Here is a 20,096-nt window from a genome sequence, read left to right as displayed (position 1 = left end):
CGTTTTGTCTTGTTTAGTTTTCAAAGATCATTTTCGTTATCGCTCGTAAGCGACTTTAATATCTTAACATTTTGCGTCGGTTAAAGTCAAGAACTTTTTTCAATTTCTTTTTTTAACCTCGTTGCTGTTTTGCGGCAACGAATAATAATATACCATCTGTATTCTTTCCTTGCAATAGTTTTTTTAAAAAAAGTTTCATTTTATGAAAAATAAAAAGCGCCATAGATAAAATGGCGCTTTGATTGATGTATTAGCGGTTTCTCATTTGCGGGAAAAGCAGTACATCTCTAATTGACGGAGAATTTGTTAAAAGCATGATTAATCGATCGATCCCGATTCCTAAACCACCTGTTGGAGGCATGCCGTATTCTAATGCTTCAACAAAATCGTCATCCATTAGGTGTGCTTCGTCATTTCCTTCTTCACGTTCTTTTAATTGAGCTTCAAAGCGTTCTCTTTGATCGATTGGATCGTTTAGCTCTGTGAATGCATTTGCATGCTCACGGCGTACGATAAACAGCTCAAAGCGATCTGTGAAGCGAGGGTCTTCAGGATTTTTCTTAGCTAATGGAGAAATCTCCACTGGATGTCCGTAAATGAATGTAGGCTGAACCAATGTTTCTTCTACTTTTTGCTCGAAGAACTCATTGATAATATGACCTACTGTCATATTTTTCGTGATTTCAACACCATGATCAGCAGCATGCTGTTTTGCTTCTTCTACAGACATCTCCTGCCAGAAGTCTACACCTGTTGCTTCTTTGACTGCTTCAACCATATGCAGTCTCTTCCATTCAGGCTTGAGATCAATTTCATCTTCTCCATATTGAATGGTTGTTGTTCCCAGCACCTCTTGGGCAATATGGGCAATTAAGTTTTCAGTCAGATTCATGATATCTTTGTAGTCTGCGTATGCTTCATACAGCTCAATCATAGTGAATTCTGGGTTGTGGCGAGTCGATACCCCTTCATTACGGAATACGCGGCCAATCTCATATACTTTCTCTAGACCACCGACAATTAGGCGTTTTAAGTGCAGCTCGATCGCAATACGCATATAAAGCGGCATATCAAGTGCATTGTGATGAGTAATGAAAGGACGCGCTGATGCACCACCAGGAATGCTGTGCATTGTTGGTGTTTCAACTTCTAAGTATCCTTTAGAATCTAAGTATCTTCTCATGGATTGAATGATTTTGCTTCGCATAATAAACGTCTGCTTACTTTCTGGATTTACAATGAGGTCCAGGTAGCGCTGACGATAGCGTTGTTCAACATCTTTTAATCCATGATATTTATCAGGAAGCGGGCGAAGTGCTTTTGTCAGAACCTCAAAGCTAGTCGCTTTAATAGAAAGTTCTCCTACATTAGTTTTAAAAACAGTTCCTGTTACACCAATGATATCGCCTAGGTCTGAGCTTTTGAATAATTCATAAGCTTCTTCCCCTACACTATCTTTACGAACATAGATTTGAATTTGTCCTTCTAGGTCTTGAATATGCGCAAAGCCAGCTTTTCCTTTTCCGCGCTTTGTCATCATACGACCAGCGATTGTTACTTGAGCCGCTTTTCCTTCTAAGTCTTCTTTAGAAAACTCGTCATATTCAGCGATAATTTGCGCAGATTGATGAGAACGGTCATATCGTTCACCGAATGGATCGATACCCTCTTCTCTCATTTTATTCATTTTGTCACGTCTGACCTGGAATTGGTCATTTAATTCTTCGTTATTAAGCCCTTCATTACTCATTTATATCACTCCAATAATGTATTTTGCAGAGAAAAGCAGAAAAACTGCCAGTACATGCACTAGCAGTGAGCTACAAAAAGAAAGATAGTCTTATCCTACTTTTATACTTTGAAGCTCTTTTGCCTCGGCTTCGATCGTAAAGTCATCAAGAACTTGTACAAGCTCCGCTCTCGTTTCACTTTGATTGATTTGGTTTCTTACATCAGCGTTGCCGCGGACCCCTTTTAAGTACCATGCTGCATGCTTTCTCATTTCTCTAACAGCGACATGCTCGCCTTTCAGGTCAATGAGTCTGTCTAAGTGAAGTTTGCACACTGACATTTTCTCACGCACGTTTGGCTCTTCTTTCAGTTCACCCGTTTCTAAATAATGAACCGTTCGATAAATCATCCACGGGTTTCCAAGTGCGGCTCTTCCGATCATAACAGCGTCCACACCTGTTTCATCAAGCATACGTTTTGCATCTTGAGGGGTTTTGACATCGCCATTGCCGATGACAGGAATTGATACAGATTGTTTAACCTCTTTTATAATATCCCAATTCGCTGTTCCTTCGTACATTTGCACACGTGTCCGTCCGTGAAGCGCAACCGCTTGTCCACCAGCTCGTTCAACAGCACGGGCATTGTCGATAGCAAAGATATGGTCTTCGTCCCAGCCCATTCTCATTTTCACTGTAACTGGTTTGTCTACAGCTTCTACGACAGCAGAGACCATTTCATAAATCTTGTTTGGATCAAGGAGCCATTTCGCTCCTGCATCACATTTCGTAATCTTTGGTACAGGACAGCCCATGTTGATATCAATAATATCAGCTGTGGTATTCTGGTCTACGAACTTTGCCGCTTCGACGAGTGTGTCTTTTTCCCCTCCAAATATCTGAAGGCTCAAAGGCTTTTCCCGTTCATCAATGTATAGCATACCCATTGTTCTCGCGTTGTTGATCAGGATCGCTTTGTCACTGACCATTTCAGCGCAGACTAAGCCCGCTCCAAACTCTTTCACCGTCAGTCTGAAGGCAGAGTTGCACACACCAGCCATTGGTGCGAGCACTACTTTGTTTTTAATCTCGATATCCCCGATTTTAAACATTTTTCCCCCTCCTTTCTTCTTCAAGAATTGGCGAAAGTTCTTCCACCGTTATATTTAAAGCATCTGCTATTTGACCAACCAATTGGTTTGTTGGTAATCGATTGCCTCGCTCAATTTCTCCTAAGACAGAGACAGAGATGCCTAGTCTTTTCGCGAACCCTTCCTGAGTATACCCTTTTAGCTTTCGGTATGCACGAATTCTTCTACCCCACATGTCTTTTTCCATATGCTTACACCTTCTTGGTCTGTTACGGCATTTATTTGTACTTCGCCGATTTCTGGGCAAATCTCACTCATCGGGACAAGAACGAATAAACGTTCGTACATTCTGGGATGCGGCACTACAAGTTGTTCTGTTTCAATATTTTCACGATTATAAAGTAAAATGTCAAGGTCAGCCGTTCGCGGTCCCCATCTCACTTCTCTTGTTCTGCCTAACTCCTGCTCGATTTTCTGAGTAAGAGACAGTAGTTCCTCCGGACGAAGTGAAGTGGTAATTTTCACGGCCATGTTTAAAAAGTCATCTTGGTTTTCATAGCCTACAGGTGCTGTTTCATATATCGATGAGATTAATTCCACTTGAACCTCTGGATGTTCATGCAGTTTTTTGACGGCTTCTTTTAAATAGGTTTCTTTTTTACCTATGTTTGAGCCTAATGCGATGTATGCTGTATTGTTCATGTGCGCGATCTCGTCATTTCAATTGCAACGGACTGATAATGTCCTGGAATTGGGGGATCTGGTTTGATCACCTTCACTGTACATTCCTGAACTGTCGGAAAGTCCTTTAACACTTGGTTTGCAATTCTTTCTGTCAGTGTTTCAACAAGATTGACCGGCTCGCCTTCTACAATGCTTTTGCAGATTTGGTAAAGCTCTGCATAGTTGATGGTCTCATTGAGGTCATCAGTTTGTCCGGCTTTACTTAAATCAAGTGAAGCTGTTAAGTCCACGCGGAATCGCTGCCCCAGTTTATTTTCTTCTGCAAATACACCGTGGTACCCGTAAAATTCCATTCCGTTTACATATACTTTATCGATGATAAGCGCCTCCCTTATTCAGCATGGCATCCATCATTTTTGCCATTCTTGCTATTTCTTTGACATCATGTACACGGACCATCGCACTGCCCTTTTGAATCCCAAGGCAGACCGTCGCACCTGTTCCTTCAGTACGTTCTTCAGGCGGCAGGTCTAAGACAGCACCAATGAATCGTTTTCGAGATGTAGCCAGCAGCAGTGGATACCCAAGGTGACAAAAATGTTCGAGTTCATTCATGACCTTCAGGTTGTCCTCTTTATTTTTCGCAAATCCTACACCTGGATCTAATATGATCATGTCATCACGTACACCCGCTTGCTGGGCAATTTGGACACTTTCTTTCAAATCGGCGATCATATCTGAAATCAGATGTGTGTAGTTTCGTTCTGGCCGATTGTGCATTAAAATGATTGGGACATTGTGCTTCGCCGCCACATGTGCCATTTGGGGATCTGCCTTCGCTCCCCATACATCATTAATGATGGAGGCTCCAGCTTTCACCGCTTCATCTGCAACACGGGCTTTATACGTATCAATAGAGATAGGGATATCTAAATCTTTTGTGATTTTCTCAATGACAGGAATGACCCTTGAAAGCTCCTCTTCTTCCGAGACAAGTGCCGCTCCCGGGCGAGTCGATTCTCCGCCAATATCAATAATATGCGCCCCGTCTTCTATCAGCTGCGCTGCATGAGCCAGTGCTTTATCTACTTGATTAAACTTTCCTCCATCTGAAAAAGAGTCAGGAGTGACATTTAAAATGCCCATGACCAATGTCTTTTCTTCATAACTAAGGGTGTGATGCTTGGCCTGAATGATTTTAGGCTGTTTTATCAATTGTTGTGTCATTGTGTCCACCTACTCTTTATGGTCTTGACGTTCTTTTGTGTATTGCATTCTTAACTTTGTTGAGATGGTCCGGCTGTTTTTGAGCAAGTGGATGTCTCCTATACACCCGAAAGGTACAACTCCCTGAACAGAATTGGTCATCCATGCCTCATCAGCTGAGAGCAAATGTGAGACTGGGTATCGTCCTTCCTTTAGCGAGACCCCCATCGCGTGGAGCGTTTCCATACAGTATCGACGAGTGACCCCATTTAAAATGCCTGTATCAAGTGACGGTGTATAGACCACATCATCTTTTCGCCAAAATACATTCGAGGTAATGCCTTCTGCCACATCATCTTCTTTTGTTAAAAAGATGCCTTCTAACGCCGGGTCGTTCCCCACTTCTCTTTTCGCGAGCAGGTTGTTCATATAGTGATGAGACTTGAGGCGCCTTGGCCCTTCCGGTGTGTTCCTTCTTGTTTGAAGAACGAATCCCTTTTTCTCATCCAAAATAGATTCTGGACGGAATGGAGAGATCATGACAAAAACGACAGGCTCTTCATAAGGGTCTGCAGAAAACCCATTGCCTCTGCCCGCAGAAACATTCAAGCGAATTCTCGCATGGCCGCCGGCTATTTGGTTTTTATTTAGTAAAGTATGAATGATGTCGAGTACAAATGGTTTCTCTATTGTGGATTCGATGCAAAGGTCACGTAATGATTGATTGAGCCTTTCAAGATGCCAATCTAACAGGAAGACTTGTCCTGCCAGGCTGGTAAATGTTTCGAATACACCGATGCCATATAGAAAACCATGATCAAAAGGAGAAAGAGTCGCGTCTTTCTCCTCTATATACTGACCGTTCAGATAAATGATCATGCGTTTACTTCATGCCCCTTTTTACGATAGGTTTCAATGAAATTTTTCAGCATTTCTTTTCCGAAGGACGTCATAATCGATTCAGGATGGAATTGCACACTTTCAATCGGCAGTTCTTTATGACGAATCGCCATGAGCTCGCCTTCCTTTGTGCTGGCTGTTGCGTCAAAGCACTCTGGCAGCGTCTCGTTTTTGACAATTAATGAATGATATCTCGTTGCGACGAGCGGATTTTGAAGTCCTGTGAAAACACCTTTTCCATCATGTTTAATCTCTGACGTTTTACCGTGCATTAGGCGCTCTGCTCGAACGACATCCCCGCCAAAGACTTGCGCGATGGATTGGTGACCTAGACACACACCGAAGATTGGAATGCTTCCTGCAAAGTGCTTGATCGCCTCCATACTAATTCCCGCTTCATCAGGACTGCATGGTCCTGGAGAAATCATGAGAAAATCCGGCTTGAGCTCTTCAATTTCTTGAATGGTTACTTGATCATTCCGTTTCACGATCAATTCTTCTCCAAGCTCACCTAAATACTGGACCAGGTTGTACGTAAATGAATCATAATTATCAATCATTAAAATCATACTCTGCTCACCTCTAACTCAAAATAGTCTCTTCTTTGCTCAGCTGTAATGCTTTTTTCACTGCATAGGCTTTTTTAATCGATTCTTTATATTCGTGTTTAGGGACAGAATCTATGACGATCCCCGCACCTGACTGCATAAAGGCTTTTCCTTCTGTACAATACGCAGTACGAATGACGATATTAAAGTGCATATCTTGATTGAATCCAAACCAGCCTATAGATCCAGTATAAAGCCCACGTCTTGTTGGCTCAAGTTCTTCTATGATTTCCATCGTCCTCACTTTTGGAGCACCTGTAATCGTTCCACCTGGGAATACAGCTCTCATGACATCTACCGCGTCACATTCATCACGCAGCTCTCCTTGTACATTGGATACAATATGCATCACGTGCGAATATTTCTCAATCGCCATAAATTCGTTCACTTTTACGGATCCATAAGTGGATACGCGTCCAAGATCATTCCGCTCAAGATCAACGAGCATCACATGCTCTGCGCGTTCTTTTTCATTTTCAATGAGCTCTTTTGCCAGCGCTTGATCCTCAGCGTCGTCTTTGCCTCGTGATCTTGTTCCGGCAATTGGTCTTGTTTCTAGCTGAGTTCCTTTTTTCTTAATAAGCAGCTCTGGAGATCCACAAACAATCTGGAAGTCAGGCGTATGCAGGTAAGACATATAAGGAGATGGATTTACTTGACGTAACGTTTTGTATAAATTATACGGGTGAGTGTGAAGCTGTTCATCTTGTCTGATGGATAAGTTCACTTGGAACACATCACCGTTTGCGATATATTGCTTAATTTTCTCTACTGCTTCCCCAAAGGTTTCTTCAGTGAAAGGTGCTGCTGGTACAAATTCTGTGGAAGATTCATTGACAGGTGATTGTGCTGATTCTTCTGAAGAGCTTGTCCATTTTTGCTTCCATTCTTCAAGCCTTTGGTTCGCTTCACTCCCTGATTCCGCTTCCTCTATGTGCGTAATCAGCCACAGCGCGTTTTCTTCATGATCAAAGACTGCAACATCGTTAAATACGAGGAAATAAAGGTCTGGTGTTTTAAGGTCGTCAATTGCCAGCATCTTAAAATGCTCGATGTATCTAGCATAATCGAAGCTTAAAAACCCAATCGCTCCGCCTTGAAAGTCGGGGTATTCGTCGTTCGTTTCGGTTTGAAGGGTTTGAAACCAATCCGTAAACGCTCTGAATGGATCACCTTCTTTGAACAGCACCTCATCTTGATAATGGATGGTCGTCATCCCATCTTTCCCCTTCGCTTTAGCGATCGGGTGAATACCAGCGATGCTATATGAACCGCCGCGTGCACTTTCAAGAAGCACATGATGTGTTTCACGAGCAGTTAATTGTTCGTATCTTTTCAAGAATGCATCTTTCGTAAAAGGAATTTTGATGCCCATCGGCCTGCGTTGTGTCATGTTATCATCCTTTTTCATTTTCATTAATCTTATTGTAATGCAATCCAATTTATTTAGAAAACAGTATTTGCTTTCCATCTTCAGAATTCATGAAAAAACCCCAGCAAATGCTGGGGTGATTGGTTTAATCGAATTGATAAAGAGGTGTACTGAGGTAACGCTCTCCATTACTTGGGATGATGGCGAGAACCTTTTTCCCTTTACCAAGCTTCTTCGCTGTTTGAAGCGCTGCGTAAATAGCTGCTCCTGAAGAAATACCGCCAAGAATTCCTTCTTCTTTCGCTGCTTTTCTTGCAAGCTCAAATGCATCTTCGTTTTTCACTTGGATGATGCCGTCATATATTTCTGTGTTCAAGATTGAAGGAACAAAACCTGCTCCAATTCCTTGAATTTTATGCGGACCCGGCTTCCCGCCTGACAATACAGGGGAATCTGTCGGCTCTACTGCATAAAGCTGGATGGATGGGATGGCTTCTTTTAGGACTTCACCAGCACCTGTAATCGTACCGCCCGTACCAACACCTGCAATAAATGCATCAAGCTCGCCGTCAAATTGTTCAAGGATTTCTTTCCCAGTTGTACGACGGTGAATCTCCGCATTGGCTTCGTTGCTAAATTGCTGAGGCATGAAGTAACCATGCTCCTCTGCCAATTCTTCCGCTTTTTTGATGGCACCTTTCATTCCTTCTGCACCTGGTGTTAAGACAAGCTCCGCACCATAAGCGCGTAAAAGGTTGCGGCGCTCCTGACTCATTGTGTCCGGCATAACCAAAATCGCGTTAATTCCTTTAGCAGCCGCTACCATTGCAAGGCCGATTCCTGTGTTTCCGCTTGTTGGTTCAATAAGCGTATCGCCGGCTTTTAATGTTCCTTTTGCTTCAGCATCTTCGATCATCGCTAAAGCAATACGATCTTTGACACTGCTGCCCGGGTTCATATATTCAAGTTTCAAGTAGACATCCGCACTGTCTTCATCTACTAAACGGTTTAATTTAACGACTGGTGTATTTCCTATTAGTTCAAAAACTGAATTTGCAATACGAGCCATCACTAACACCTCTATCTCCGAGTAATTTTATTGTATTAATATTAAATTATCAATTTCAAAAAATTTTGTCAATGCTTTTAGTCCTGCTCTCCATCGTAAAACCATGTGACTTTTGCTTCTTTCCACAGGGTTTTGACATTCGCCTTTTCACCTAGATCTTCCATGGCGATCTGCCTTTTAATCTGGTCTTTGACTTCGTCATAGGAGAAAGAGCGGCCATTTAATTTTTCTTTTAACTGAATAATGGCATACCCGTTTTTGGTCTGAATCGGCTCTTTCGTCCATTCATCTGGCTGAAGCTTTTGAGCTTCTTGTATGTATAGGGCCGGAATACTTTCCTGTTCTTCTGTCACAAATCCAAGATCTCCGCCGTATGGTGAGGTGTAACGGTCGATTGAACGTTCAGCTGCTACGGCTTCGAAGCTAGATCCACCTTTTAAATCTTTCAATACATTTTCAGCCTCGCTCTTTGTCTTCACGACGATATGGCGAATGCGGTATGAATCATCATATTGATATAAGTCCTTGTTTTTTTCATAAAACGATTTCGCTTCTTTTTCAGAAACGACGGCATCTCTTGTTAAAAGCTGCTCCAATAAAATTTGATAACGAATCTGTTCTTTCCATTCCTTCTCACTTGTATGTCCATCTTCATAGAAATTATTAGACACCGCTTTGAGCATGAGCAATTCACGATTGATCTCTTTTGAAGACACCTCCAGCTTGTTTTGCTTGGCAAGCTGATTGACCACCTTTTGATTGATCATTTGCTCAAGTGTCGCCTTTCCGTAGCGGTCTTCCATTTTCTTTAGCCATTCTTGACGCGTCACCTTCTCTTTTCCAATCGACGCAATTTCTTCACCGCTCTTCCCGTTAGAAGAGGCCTGTGACATTTGTGACTTTGTTAATACATATGCAATGACAACGGCATTAATCATGAGCAACACGAGGATAAATGTCCATACCACTCTTGCTTTTAGTCTCATCTTTCGGCTCCTTTCCATTCTAAAAAGAAAACCCGCTGCTTAGAGCTTAGCGGGTTAATTCTTCACGTAGCTCTTCTAGCTCTTCTTTTGTAAATACATACGTTTCGTTACAAAAATGGCATTGAGCTTCTGCTTGTCCGTCTTGTTCAATCATATCATCAATTTCGGCTTTTCCTAGGCTGATAATGCCATTTGCAAACCGTTCTTTTGAGCAGTTACAAGAAAATTCGACGGGTACAGTTTCTAAAATTTGAGGCTTTTCACCGAGTACTTCTTCTAATATTTCTTCTGGTGTCATCCCTTTTTCAATGAGTTTAGAGATTGGTTCAATGGTTGACAGGCGCTTTTCTAGTCTTTCAATGACAGCATCTTCTGTACCAGGCAGCAATTGAATGATGAAACCGCCTGCTGCGAGGATCGAATTATCTGGATTGACAAGGACACCTACGCCTACAGAGGAAGGCACTTGCTCAGAAGAAACAAGATAATAAGTGAAGTCATCTCCAATTTCACCTGAGACGATTTCCGTTTGTCCTGTAAAGTGGTCCTTCAGCCCGATATCTTTGACAACACTTAACGTTCCAGATGTTCCGACTGCACGTCTCACATCCAGCTTGCCATGTTCATTTAAGTCAAAGTGAACTTGTGGGTTTGAGACATATCCTCGTACCTGGCCTTTTGCATTTCCATCAGCAATAATGGCGCCGATTGGTCCACCGCCTTCTATTTTGACAGTTAGCTTATTCTCACCTTTCAGCATAGCACCCATCATGACTGTTGCTGTCATCGTTCTGCCGATGGCTGCTGATGCAGTCGGCCACGTATGATGTCTTCTTTGTGCTTCGTTGATTGTATCTGTTGTGTTTGCAGCATATGCACGGACTTTTCCGTCATATGCTAACGCTTTAACTAAGTAATCCATTTGATTTAAACCTCCTATAATACACCGACACGATTACGTTCATAAATGAGCTGCAGTCCTTTTAATGTGAGGAACGGATCGACAATATCAATACAGTCTGATTCATTTCCAATCAATGTAGACAAACCGCCTGTTGCAATGACTTTCGGTGTTTGTTTGGCCTGCTGCTTCATCCGTTTCACTATTCCCTCGACTTGGCCAACATATCCATAAAGGATGCCGGATTGCATCGCACTGATGGTGTTTTTTCCAACAATGTGATCTGGACGGACAATTTCAATTCTCGGCAGCTTCGCCGCTCTTGTATATAAAGCCTCAGTTGAGATGGTAATACCCGGTGCAATCGCTCCACCCATGTATTGTTTTTGTTCATTGATATAACAGTAGGTTGTTGCTGTTCCAAAGTCTACCACAATAAGAGGCGCCCCATATAGGTGAATGGCTGCTACTGCATTGACAATTCGATCTGCCCCGACTTCCTTTGGATTGTCACACATAATGTTTAATCCAGTCTTCATTCCAGGCCCTACAATTTGGGGTGTTATGTGAAAATACTTTTCGCACATTCTTTCAAGTGCGAACATCATAGGCGGGACAACAGACGAGATGATGATCCCTTCTATTTGGTCAAACATCAGCCCCACATAATCGAATAAAGCCCTGATGGACATACCAAATTCATCTTCTGTTTTATGACGGCTTGTTTCAATTCGCCAATGGTAGTTTAGATCGCCATTATGATAAACACCTAAAACGGTATTTGTGTTTCCTACATCTATCACGAGTAACAACTTCATCACCACTTTGAATAGTTTCTCAAAAAGAGCAATTTTCGACTTTCTATCATACCATACACGAATTGAGTTCCATTTGTAAACAATTCAAAACCGATCCATTCATGAATCGAAATAAAAAAAGCTGCCGGTGATCCCGGCAGCTTTCACAGAAGGAGATTAGATCTCCTCATCTTCTTTTTTCTTGATGTTTACTTTCACATCATCGTTTTTCTCTTCGTCATCTGCGTATACACGCTCTGGAAGCTTTCCAGTTTCGTAAAGAGATTTAATTTGCTCAGCATCTAATGTTTCAACTTCTAGAAGGGCTTGTGCGATGATTTCTAGCTTATCTTTATTCTCAGTGAGAATTTGCTTCGCACGTTCGTAGCTCTCCTTAATGAAACGCTGAACTTCTTGGTCAATTTCGTAAGCGATCGCTTCACTGTAATTCGGCTCATTGTTGAAATCACGGCCAAGGAATACTTGACCTCCTTGTGATTGACCGAATTGAAGCGGACCAAGTTTATCAGACATACCGAACTCTGTAACCATTCTTCTTGCAATGCCTGTTGCACGCTGGAAGTCGTTGTGAGCGCCTGTACTTACTTCGCCAAACGTAATTTCCTCTGCAACACGACCGCCGAGCAAGCCGACAATTTTATCAAGAAGCTCTGGTTTCGTTTGGAAATAACGGTCTTCCCTTGGAAGCATGACCGCATATCCGCCTGCCTGACCTCTAGGAACGATCGTTACTTTATGCACCATATCCGCTTCGTCTAGGATAAGACCAATGACGGTATGACCTGCTTCATGGTAAGCCACGATATTACGTTCTTTCTTCGAAATGACGCGGCTTTTCTTCGCCGGCCCAGCGATGACACGGTCAGTCGCTTCATCGATATCACGCATATCGATTTTCTTTTTGTTTTGACGGGCAGCAACAAGTGCTGCTTCGTTTAGTAAGTTCTCAAGATCTGCTCCAGAGAACCCTGGTGTTCTGCTTGCAATGGCTTTTAAGTTGACTGACTCGTCAAGCGGTTTGTTTTTCGCATGAACTTTCAGTACTTCTTCACGGCCAATAACATCTGGGCGGTCAACCGTAATTTGACGGTCAAAACGTCCCGGACGCAGCAATGCAGGGTCTAGAATATCTGCACGGTTCGTCGCAGCAATGATAATAATACCTTCGTTGGCACTAAAACCATCCATTTCAACAAGAAGCTGGTTAAGCGTTTGTTCACGCTCGTCATGACCGCCGCCAAGACCGGCTCCACGCTGACGACCCACTGCATCAATCTCATCAATAAAGATTAAGCAAGGTGCATTCTTTTTCGCATTTTCGAATAAATCACGTACACGTGATGCACCGACACCGACGAACATCTCGACGAAGTCAGAACCACTGATGCTGAAGAAAGGAACGCCTGCTTCTCCTGCAGATGCTCTCGCAAGCAATGTTTTACCTGTACCTGGAGGTCCTACTAGTAAAACCCCTTTAGGGATTCTTGCGCCAAGCTCCGCAAATTTACGTGGATCCTTCAGGAATTCAACCACTTCTACAAGCTCTTGCTTCTCTTCATCTGCACCGGCAACATCTTTAAATTTCACACGTTTCTTCTCTTCTGTGTAAAGCTTCGCCTTACTCTTACCAAAGTTCATGACTCGGCTTCCGCCGCCCTGAGCTTGGTTCAATAAGAAGAAGAACAGGATAAAGATGATGATAAACGGAATGATGGTTGTCAGAACTTGCAGCCATCCATTTGTTTCAGGTGCTGGTTCTACTTTTACATCTGTATTCTTCAGTGCACTGTAAATTTGGTCAACACCTTGACCATCTGGAACATGGGTAATGAAGTATTGATCTTTCTTCGCGCCATCTAATTGACCACGAATTTCATAAACCCCTCTTACAGGCTGAATGGAGATACTCTCCACTTTTCCCGCACTTAGATTTTGCGAAAATTTGCTGTAAGACATGTTCTCAGGCTTTTGATTTGGGGATCCTAACCAACTGACGACCCCTATCACAAGTAATAAAATAAGTATATAAAAAATCGTATTACGAAAAACCCGATTCATTCCTTACCTCCTCCCACAGTAAGCACAACTATGTTCAATAGTATCATAGAAAATCATTCCAACACAACCAATAACCTCATGTATACGTATGCTGATCAGCCTTCGTAAACAGATGGTTTTAACACTCCAATATACGGGAGGTTTCGGTAACGTTCAGCGAAATCCAATCCATAGCCGACAACAAATGCATCTGGCACTTCAAATCCAACATAATCTGCTTTGATGTCTGCTTTGCGGCCGCTTGGTTTATCAAGCAATGTCACAATTTTAATGGAATTTGCTTTACGGTATCGGAAAAGCTCTACCAGATAGCTCAAAGTTAACCCACTGTCGATGATATCTTCCATAATCAAAATATCTCTTCCTTCAACAGAAGTATCTAGATCCTTAATGATCTTTACTTCTCCAGAAGATACGGTAGACTTTCCGTAGCTAGATACATCCATAAAATCAAGTTCTAAATATGTATCAATGTGTTTGATCAGGTCTGCCATGAATGGAAGAGCCCCTTTCAAAACACCAATAGCCAGGGGAAATTTACCATCATAATCGCTGGTTAATGTTGCACCCAGTTCCTTCACTTTTTGCTGGATCTCTTCTTCTGAGATCAAAATCTTTTCAATATCTTGTTTCATGCTTTTGCTTGCCCCCTACAAATTTTCGTGCTGTCTATATTGTAATACAATGAGATCGCTGTTTGTCATATCAATTTCTTCAAAAACGGATTTTTTCAGACCTGGGATCCAGATGATTTGATGATCCGAGTCAGTGACGATCGGCCAGCTGTCTCTTTCTGCAAGAGGCACTTTTTTATCAATAAATATATCCTTCACCTTTTTTGATCCATTCATCCCTTTAAGTTTGATTCGATCACCATTTTTTCGTGAGCGAATGATCAAAGGGAGACGAACATGATCTTTTTGAAGCAAGAAAAAATGGTTTCCGTTCCGTGCATCCTTCGGAACATGATTTGATACGACGATAGACTGTCCATTTGGGAGAAAAAGCTCTTCTCCGAGCTCAACCTTTAAGTGAAGAGCATAAGACTGGTCTAATACATGCGATCGTTCAAAGGTAAACATACAGTGATCATAAGACTTGACAGCTTGTAAACCTTTTGGCAAATCTAATGATCCAGACGGTTGATCTGTATGAGATAACCAGTCTAAAGTCCCTAGAATATGCTGGTTTGAAAACGCTGATTGAGTGTTTTCATAAAGATAGTTTAATATTAGTTGAATGCCTCTTCTTTGTAAAGGCAAAGGCAGGTCAAGCAAAGGCTTCGTTTTGATCTCAATTTGCTTAGGCGATTGACTCGTTATCACTTGGTTCATTTGTTCCTTTGTTAAAGCCTGCAAGTATTGCTCATCCTCAGTCAGCATGTCACTTACAAACTGAAAGCTTTCATGTACATGAGGTGCCTCTTCTTTTAACACGGGAAGAATATGTCTTCTTACCCGGTTTCTCAAGTAGTCATCCGTATAATTGCTTTGATCAATGACATAGGGGACATGTTCTTTTTCACAAGCTTTTAGCACGTCGTCTTTAGAGTATCCAATGAGCGGACGAATCAGCCATCCGCCTTGAAAAGGACGTTTTGCTTGGATACCCGCGAGTCCAATACCAACAGTCCCTCTCACAAGTCTCATCATCATTGTTTCTACTTGGTCGTCTCCATGATGTGCAAGCGCTATAAATTGAGCGTTGTATTGCTCCATCAATTGACGAAAGAAAGTATATCTGCACTCCCTTGCAGCTGCCTGTTTGTTTAAGCGGTTTTCTTTTGCATATTGGGTGACCTGTATGCGGGACGATTCAAAAGGGATCTCGTGCTCCTTACAGTAAGCCTCAACAAATGCCAAATCAGCGAAGGACTCTTCTCCTCTGAACATGTGATCTACATGGGCTGCAATCAGCTGATAGGAACCTTTGCGACGCTTGTTAAGTTCATGCAGTAAGAGCATGGAATCCGGTCCGCCGGAAACCCCGACAATGACTGTCGTATTTTCAAGGTAAACATCATGTTTTTTCAAAAAAGATTCAATTCTACTCACAACTTCCTCCTCACAAAAGAGCAGGTAATTTAAAGATATACATATCCTATCACTTTCAGTAGCTCCAAGCAAAGAAGAAGCCTGCTTTTTTCCGGCTCTACAACAGGAACAAAACCACATATGCACAGTAAAGAGCGAGTACACTGCACACGATAAGAATGGTTTCAAAAAGTCCGCCTGATTTTTTACGCACTGACGTTCTTTTTGCTGCTGCAGCCCGCGATCGTGAGGTCACTTGTTGATTTTGATTAACAGCAGGTTTTGGCGCGTTTTTTTGCTGCTGCTTCTTCTGGCGCGATTTCCTTGATGCAATCAGCTGTCCTTCTTTCAGCATCGCACTTTTCATGTCTGCTGCTGATTGATATTTACCTTGTAGAGCAGCCTTTAACACCCTTTCATATCGCTTTAATAAAGGATGTCCTTCAATAGCTCGATAAAGCTGCTTTTCTGGTTCTGCTCCTTTTTTGAATTCTTTCTTATACGCACAGTTCACCATCACCATCGTCAGAGCAAATAAATCATAAGTTGGTTCAGCTTTTCGTGTACCGAATCCCCAATAGCCTCGATCAAAAAACTCGGTATACTCCTTAATTGCCCTGCCCGCTTTCGTCGTTCCTCCCACATCAATGCACCGGATCGTGGCCGGGGGCCCAGAAACAATGAGATTATCCGGCTTTAAATCACCAAAAATCCAGCCTTCCTGATGTAAATGAGCCAAGCTAGATAAAAGCTGAATCATTAAAACCACAATCCACTCATCACCCTTTTGTTTCACAAATTCAAGCAGTAATGGGCCTCTGACATATTCCATCACATAAAAAGAGCGTTTTTGAGGCATACCAGGATAAATCGCATCATCCATATCATAAAAAGAAGGCCCCATGGTTTTCACAGGAGCCTTTGAAAAGGATTTTAAAACATTGACTTCAGATGCAATGAGCATACTGTCATCACTCACTTTAAGGGCCGCTTGCCCATGTGGCGATTCGGCCAGATAGACAACACCGTTCGCCCCTTTTCCAAGCTCTTTTACAATACGGTAATGATGGTGGTGCCATTTCCCTTGAATCACCGTGCCTAACGGGATGTTAGAAGCCGAATTCATCATCATGCTCTTCCTTTGCTTCAAGCAACCCTTTGCGTGAACGAACTGATTTGAAATGCTGAAGTGCTTCCCGAAGCGCTGGTCCCGTTGGGGTGATTCCTCCAGTGGTCAGTTTTGGGAAAATAGATGATAATGAATCGAATCGAGGCGTCCAATTCAACACAATTTCAGCATCTGAGTTTTTCCCGGGAAATACACACATCCCAAACTGATTTTCTCCAATTCTTGAATTTAAACTGATGGAAAGGTCGATGAGTGCTTCTTTTACGGTCGGCAGCTTCGGTTTCATACTTGCACTTGTATCAACAAGCACGAGTACTTGAAGGTGAACCGTCTCTCCTAACTCATCTACAACCTCCATTACTTCCCCGCGCTTATCAGGTGGAAGCTCTTCAATTTCAGCATCTTTGCCGAGAATTTGCTGCAATTCTTTATTCACAACACCTTGCAAGGTTTGTGTCATCGCTTTTTTTGTGACCATTTGTACTGTTTGAGATAACTGCTGGACGTAGACGACTTGATGGATGCCTCCGCCTGCGAGAGCAATCCCCTCTACTTCCTTCATCGCTTCATGATCGTGTCTGTTTTCTTCCATAATGCCAATGACATTGACTGTAATCCCTTGTTCCTTTGCCAATGAGGCAATCGCAAGCGGATCTTCCCCGTGGTTTGAGCAGCCATCTGTAATCAATAAGATTTGGTTGACGTGACCTTTTCGCATCTTCATTCCTCCTGGGATTGTAACTGAATGCTTATATCCCCATCATCGCCAGAAGAAATTCATATTATACGATATTTTAAGAAATCTCTTGTTTCTCAAGATAGAATGTACCGGTCGGAATGGAAGCCCATTTTGGTGTGTTGTGGTCGAGCCTGATGACAACAACTGTCATATCGTCATCAATTTGGCCTGCTCTTGTTCGAATGACCTCTTCCATTAATAAATCAGCAATTTCTTGGGGATCTTCTGTTTTAAAGCTTTTCATTTTCCGTTTCACCCACAGATCATGATTTTCAATATGCTTTGGCCCTTCAAAAATGCCGTCACTCATCATAATCAATAGATCTCCTGCCTTCATCTGTTCACTCACAACCTCGACTTCGAATTCATCAATAATACCGATTGGCAAGTTGCTTGCTTGTACCTTCATCACCTGATCACCCCGTTTAATAAAGCTGGGTGTTGAACCAATTTTGAGGAACTTACAGCTCGCATCCTGTAAATCAATGATCGATAAATCCAATGTTGAATAGATCTCGTCCGTCGTTCTTAAAGATAAAATACTATTAATGGTTTTAATCGCCACTTTTTCATTGATACCTGACGCCAATATTTTTTCTAACAGCTTAATCGTTTCATTGCTTTCAAAATGAGCCCGTGCTCCGTTGCCCATTCCATCACTAATAGCTGCAGCATACTTGCCCGCACCAAGCTCCATCATGCTGTAGCTGTCTCCAGATACCAGTCCTCCGCCTTTTGCTGCATGTGCCACGCCTGTAGCCACTCGATATGATTTAGCAGAGCCAAATACAACGTGGCAATAGCCTGTTGGGTGCTCTGCACACTGCTCTGCTTTGACTAAAATCTGTTCTTCTAAAATATCTGAAAGCATTGGAGCAATGATTTTTTCACATTCCCCATGCCCTTGGCAATATGGGATTCTCATTTCAATATCCACATTTCCCTGCTCCAAGCTATAGATTTCTACTTGCTGGATTTCAATGCCAAAGTGCTGAAGCGCTTCTATCATCTGCTCTTCCTGAATAAAATGCTGTTCTCTTTCTCGTTTTATTTCCCGGGAAAAATCCTCCATTACTTGCGAGACCCCCATCAGCTGTTCAGCCACAAGACGTCTGCTGTCTTGAACTTTTTTCTTCAATGTCTGATTGGCTTTATAGTAAGCGATCTCCTCTTCGATCAATTCCTCGACATGTTTTGATTTTGAGCAGTGCTGACTAAATTTCTTTTTCAATTTTCGGTTATGCTCATACGTTTTTTCATCAGATTCATGCATAACTTGTTTCATTAGTTCATAGGTTGTATCAAAGTTCTGCACCCAGCATTTATTTTTCTTATAGCACGTTTGACAGGATCGTTCTGTGATCGTACTTAAAAAAAGATCTACATCCTCTTCCTGCTTCTTCTCTTCAGGAATAGATTCGTAAAATGTCGCAAAACTCTCAGACAGCGCATGAAATACATGAGAGAATTGATCTACCTTTTTTGCTGTCACGTCTCGTACCTTGCGAGCATATTGCTGCTGCTCTTGTACATGCTCTACCGTACCAGGAATGTATTTCGCTACCTTGGAGGTGACTGATTGCGGCGTGAGCAAAAAGAGCGCAACCGCTATAAGTGATTCATACAGTGTGGTCATGAGACCTGCTGATCCTTCCCCGTACAGTGAAATGAGTAAGGAACCCACAATTAAGCCGATGGCTGCCCCTGCTTTTTTCCCTTCTTTCAGCAATCCGCCTAATAAGCCTGAAAAGGCAAGAAGACTCATCTGATAAAGGTTTCCGATGTTAGCGAGACCGAGAATTAATCCTGTCACAACACCGACCGTACAACCGATACTGGCTCCGCCAATAAAGGCAAACGTCAGCACTACATAACGTGACAAAATATGCTCTGCCTGCATTCCTTGAAATGTGATCCCAGCAAGGCCAGTTAAAACTGAGGCAATTAAAATCATAAAACAAATAATTTCTTCGACCTTTAAAGAGTGTTTAATTTTCCTGACTGTAAAAATCGGCAGGCTTTGAAGAAAAATCAGAGTCAAAATGAAGGCAAGTCCTGCTTCGACACCCGCCATGACGTAATCATAGCTTTGCACAGCACCTTGCTCTAGGTAAACAAACGCTCCTCGGGTGATCAGCATTGAGAGAACAATGACAACCGGTAATGTTTTCACTGGGTCTTTGATGATGAAAGAAACCACCTTTGACATAAGGAGAAACATGAGCAGCGACGCAAACACAAACAATGCATTTTGAGGTGATATCGTCATCGCCCCTGCGAGTAAAGCTAGACAAGCAAGCATCGCCTTATCTCTTTTAATAAGCAGCATGGAACCAAAGAAAGGCAGAGCAAACGGCATAATTTCAGATAATATAAAGGCTCGTCCTAATAAAAAGCCTAGAACAACATAAATAAACCCTTTATAGAAAAAAAGAGAATGCGTGTGATGAAGAAACAGCTTTTTCATCTTTTTTAATCCCGCACTGATTCTTTCAAACCCCGCTCCTGTTAAATCAGTTCTTCTTTCTAGTTTTTCCATCTTCTCATCCCCCACCTGATATTCGTTGCTTGTCATTATAGCGAAGGTGAAAAAGAAATTTTGTCAAAAGAAGTTGTCGTTTCCATAAAACGTTCGACGCTTTATTCGTCAAAGAGGCATACTTTCATGAAAGTCGATGTCTTTCATCAGAATTTTACGAAGGCACAAAAAAACAGCTTTCCTATAGAAAGCTGTTTCGAATATGACCCGTACGGGATTCGAACCCGTGTTAC

At 42.3% G+C, this 20,096-nt stretch carries 18 protein-coding genes and 1 pseudogene; all 19 read right to left on the bottom strand.

Annotated features, from left to right (window positions below; all coding sequences use genetic code 11):
- Window positions 1-250: 250 nt before the first annotated feature.
- Window positions 251-1,750 carry a lysine--tRNA ligase gene (gene lysS, locus BA81_RS18600; protein WP_034284259.1) on the bottom strand — a complete coding sequence of 500 codons (1,500 nt, stop codon included), beginning with the start codon at window positions 1,748-1,750 and terminating at the stop codon, window positions 251-253.
- A gap of 90 nt (window positions 1,751-1,840) precedes the next feature.
- Complete coding sequence (gene dusB, locus BA81_RS18595) at window positions 1,841-2,842, bottom strand: tRNA dihydrouridine synthase DusB (RefSeq protein WP_024425662.1); 1,002 nt, start codon at window positions 2,840-2,842, stop codon at window positions 1,841-1,843.
- The gene (locus BA81_RS18590) at window positions 2,835-3,068 is read right to left on the bottom strand and encodes a helix-turn-helix domain-containing protein (RefSeq protein ID WP_024425661.1); all 234 of its coding nucleotides are present in this window, start codon (window positions 3,066-3,068) and stop codon (window positions 2,835-2,837) included. The genes dusB and BA81_RS18590 overlap by 8 nt, the downstream gene beginning before the upstream one ends.
- The gene (folK, locus tag BA81_RS18585; RefSeq protein WP_024425660.1) at window positions 3,020-3,523 is read right to left on the bottom strand and encodes a 2-amino-4-hydroxy-6-hydroxymethyldihydropteridine diphosphokinase; all 504 of its coding nucleotides are present in this window, start codon (window positions 3,521-3,523) and stop codon (window positions 3,020-3,022) included. Before folK ends, BA81_RS18590 begins: the two co-directional genes overlap by 49 nt.
- Window positions 3,520-3,882 carry a dihydroneopterin aldolase gene (gene folB / locus BA81_RS18580; RefSeq protein WP_024425659.1) on the bottom strand — a complete coding sequence of 121 codons (363 nt, stop codon included), beginning with the start codon at window positions 3,880-3,882 and terminating at the stop codon, window positions 3,520-3,522. The genes folK and folB overlap by 4 nt, the downstream gene beginning before the upstream one ends.
- Window positions 3,875-4,732 (bottom strand): dihydropteroate synthase, encoded by an 858-nt coding sequence (folP, locus tag BA81_RS18575; RefSeq protein ID WP_034284257.1) that lies wholly within the window; start codon window positions 4,730-4,732, stop codon window positions 3,875-3,877. The genes folB and folP overlap by 8 nt, the downstream gene beginning before the upstream one ends.
- A 9-nt stretch (window positions 4,733-4,741) precedes the next feature.
- A complete protein-coding gene (gene pabC, locus BA81_RS18570) occupies window positions 4,742-5,590 on the bottom strand; it encodes an aminodeoxychorismate lyase (protein ID WP_034284255.1) in 849 nt (282 codons plus the stop codon).
- Complete coding sequence (gene pabA / locus BA81_RS18565) at window positions 5,587-6,180, bottom strand: aminodeoxychorismate/anthranilate synthase component II (protein WP_024425656.1); 594 nt, start codon at window positions 6,178-6,180, stop codon at window positions 5,587-5,589. The genes pabC and pabA overlap by 4 nt, the downstream gene beginning before the upstream one ends.
- 13 nt (window positions 6,181-6,193) lie before the next feature.
- Window positions 6,194-7,612 (bottom strand): anthranilate synthase component I family protein, encoded by a 1,419-nt coding sequence (locus BA81_RS18560; protein WP_034284253.1) that lies wholly within the window; start codon window positions 7,610-7,612, stop codon window positions 6,194-6,196.
- A gap of 124 nt (window positions 7,613-7,736) precedes the next feature.
- Window positions 7,737-8,660: a cysteine synthase A gene (gene cysK, locus BA81_RS18555; protein ID WP_024425655.1), complete on the bottom strand. Its 924-nt coding sequence runs from the start codon at window positions 8,658-8,660 to the stop codon at window positions 7,737-7,739.
- A gap of 77 nt (window positions 8,661-8,737) precedes the next feature.
- Window positions 8,738-9,646, bottom strand: a complete 909-nt coding sequence (locus tag BA81_RS18550; protein ID WP_024425654.1) for a peptidyl-prolyl cis-trans isomerase — start codon at window positions 9,644-9,646, stop codon at window positions 8,738-8,740.
- A gap of 46 nt (window positions 9,647-9,692) precedes the next feature.
- The gene (hslO, locus tag BA81_RS18545; protein ID WP_024425653.1) at window positions 9,693-10,568 is read right to left on the bottom strand and encodes an Hsp33 family molecular chaperone HslO; all 876 of its coding nucleotides are present in this window, start codon (window positions 10,566-10,568) and stop codon (window positions 9,693-9,695) included.
- A gap of 14 nt (window positions 10,569-10,582) precedes the next feature.
- On the bottom strand, window positions 10,583-11,359 hold the full coding sequence (locus tag BA81_RS18540; RefSeq protein WP_024427185.1) for a type III pantothenate kinase: 777 nt from the start codon (window positions 11,357-11,359) through the stop codon (window positions 10,583-10,585).
- A 162-nt stretch (window positions 11,360-11,521) separates the two neighbouring features.
- Window positions 11,522-13,423 carry an ATP-dependent zinc metalloprotease FtsH gene (gene ftsH, locus BA81_RS18535; protein WP_034284252.1) on the bottom strand — a complete coding sequence of 634 codons (1,902 nt, stop codon included), beginning with the start codon at window positions 13,421-13,423 and terminating at the stop codon, window positions 11,522-11,524.
- 95 nt (window positions 13,424-13,518) lie between these two features.
- Window positions 13,519-14,058: a hypoxanthine phosphoribosyltransferase gene (gene hpt / locus BA81_RS18530; protein WP_008357399.1), complete on the bottom strand. Its 540-nt coding sequence runs from the start codon at window positions 14,056-14,058 to the stop codon at window positions 13,519-13,521.
- Window positions 14,055-15,477 (bottom strand): annotated as a pseudogene (gene tilS / locus BA81_RS18525) (tRNA lysidine(34) synthetase TilS). Before tilS ends, hpt begins: the two are co-directional and overlap by 4 nt.
- Before the next feature lie 97 nt (window positions 15,478-15,574).
- On the bottom strand, window positions 15,575-16,582 hold the full coding sequence (locus BA81_RS18520) for a protein kinase domain-containing protein (protein WP_080701255.1): 1,008 nt from the start codon (window positions 16,580-16,582) through the stop codon (window positions 15,575-15,577).
- The gene (locus tag BA81_RS18515; protein ID WP_034284249.1) at window positions 16,566-17,303 is read right to left on the bottom strand and encodes a vWA domain-containing protein; all 738 of its coding nucleotides are present in this window, start codon (window positions 17,301-17,303) and stop codon (window positions 16,566-16,568) included. Before BA81_RS18515 ends, BA81_RS18520 begins: the two co-directional genes overlap by 17 nt.
- Before the next feature lie 76 nt (window positions 17,304-17,379).
- The gene (gene spoIIE / locus BA81_RS18510) at window positions 17,380-19,863 is read right to left on the bottom strand and encodes a stage II sporulation protein E (protein ID WP_034284247.1); all 2,484 of its coding nucleotides are present in this window, start codon (window positions 19,861-19,863) and stop codon (window positions 17,380-17,382) included.
- Between the last annotated feature and the right edge of the window lie 233 nt (window positions 19,864-20,096).

Source organism: Bacillus safensis FO-36b (genome assembly GCF_000691165.1).
Lineage (GTDB): Bacteria > Bacillota > Bacilli > Bacillales > Bacillaceae > Bacillus > Bacillus safensis.
This window is presented reverse-complemented; position numbering and strand designations above follow the sequence as displayed.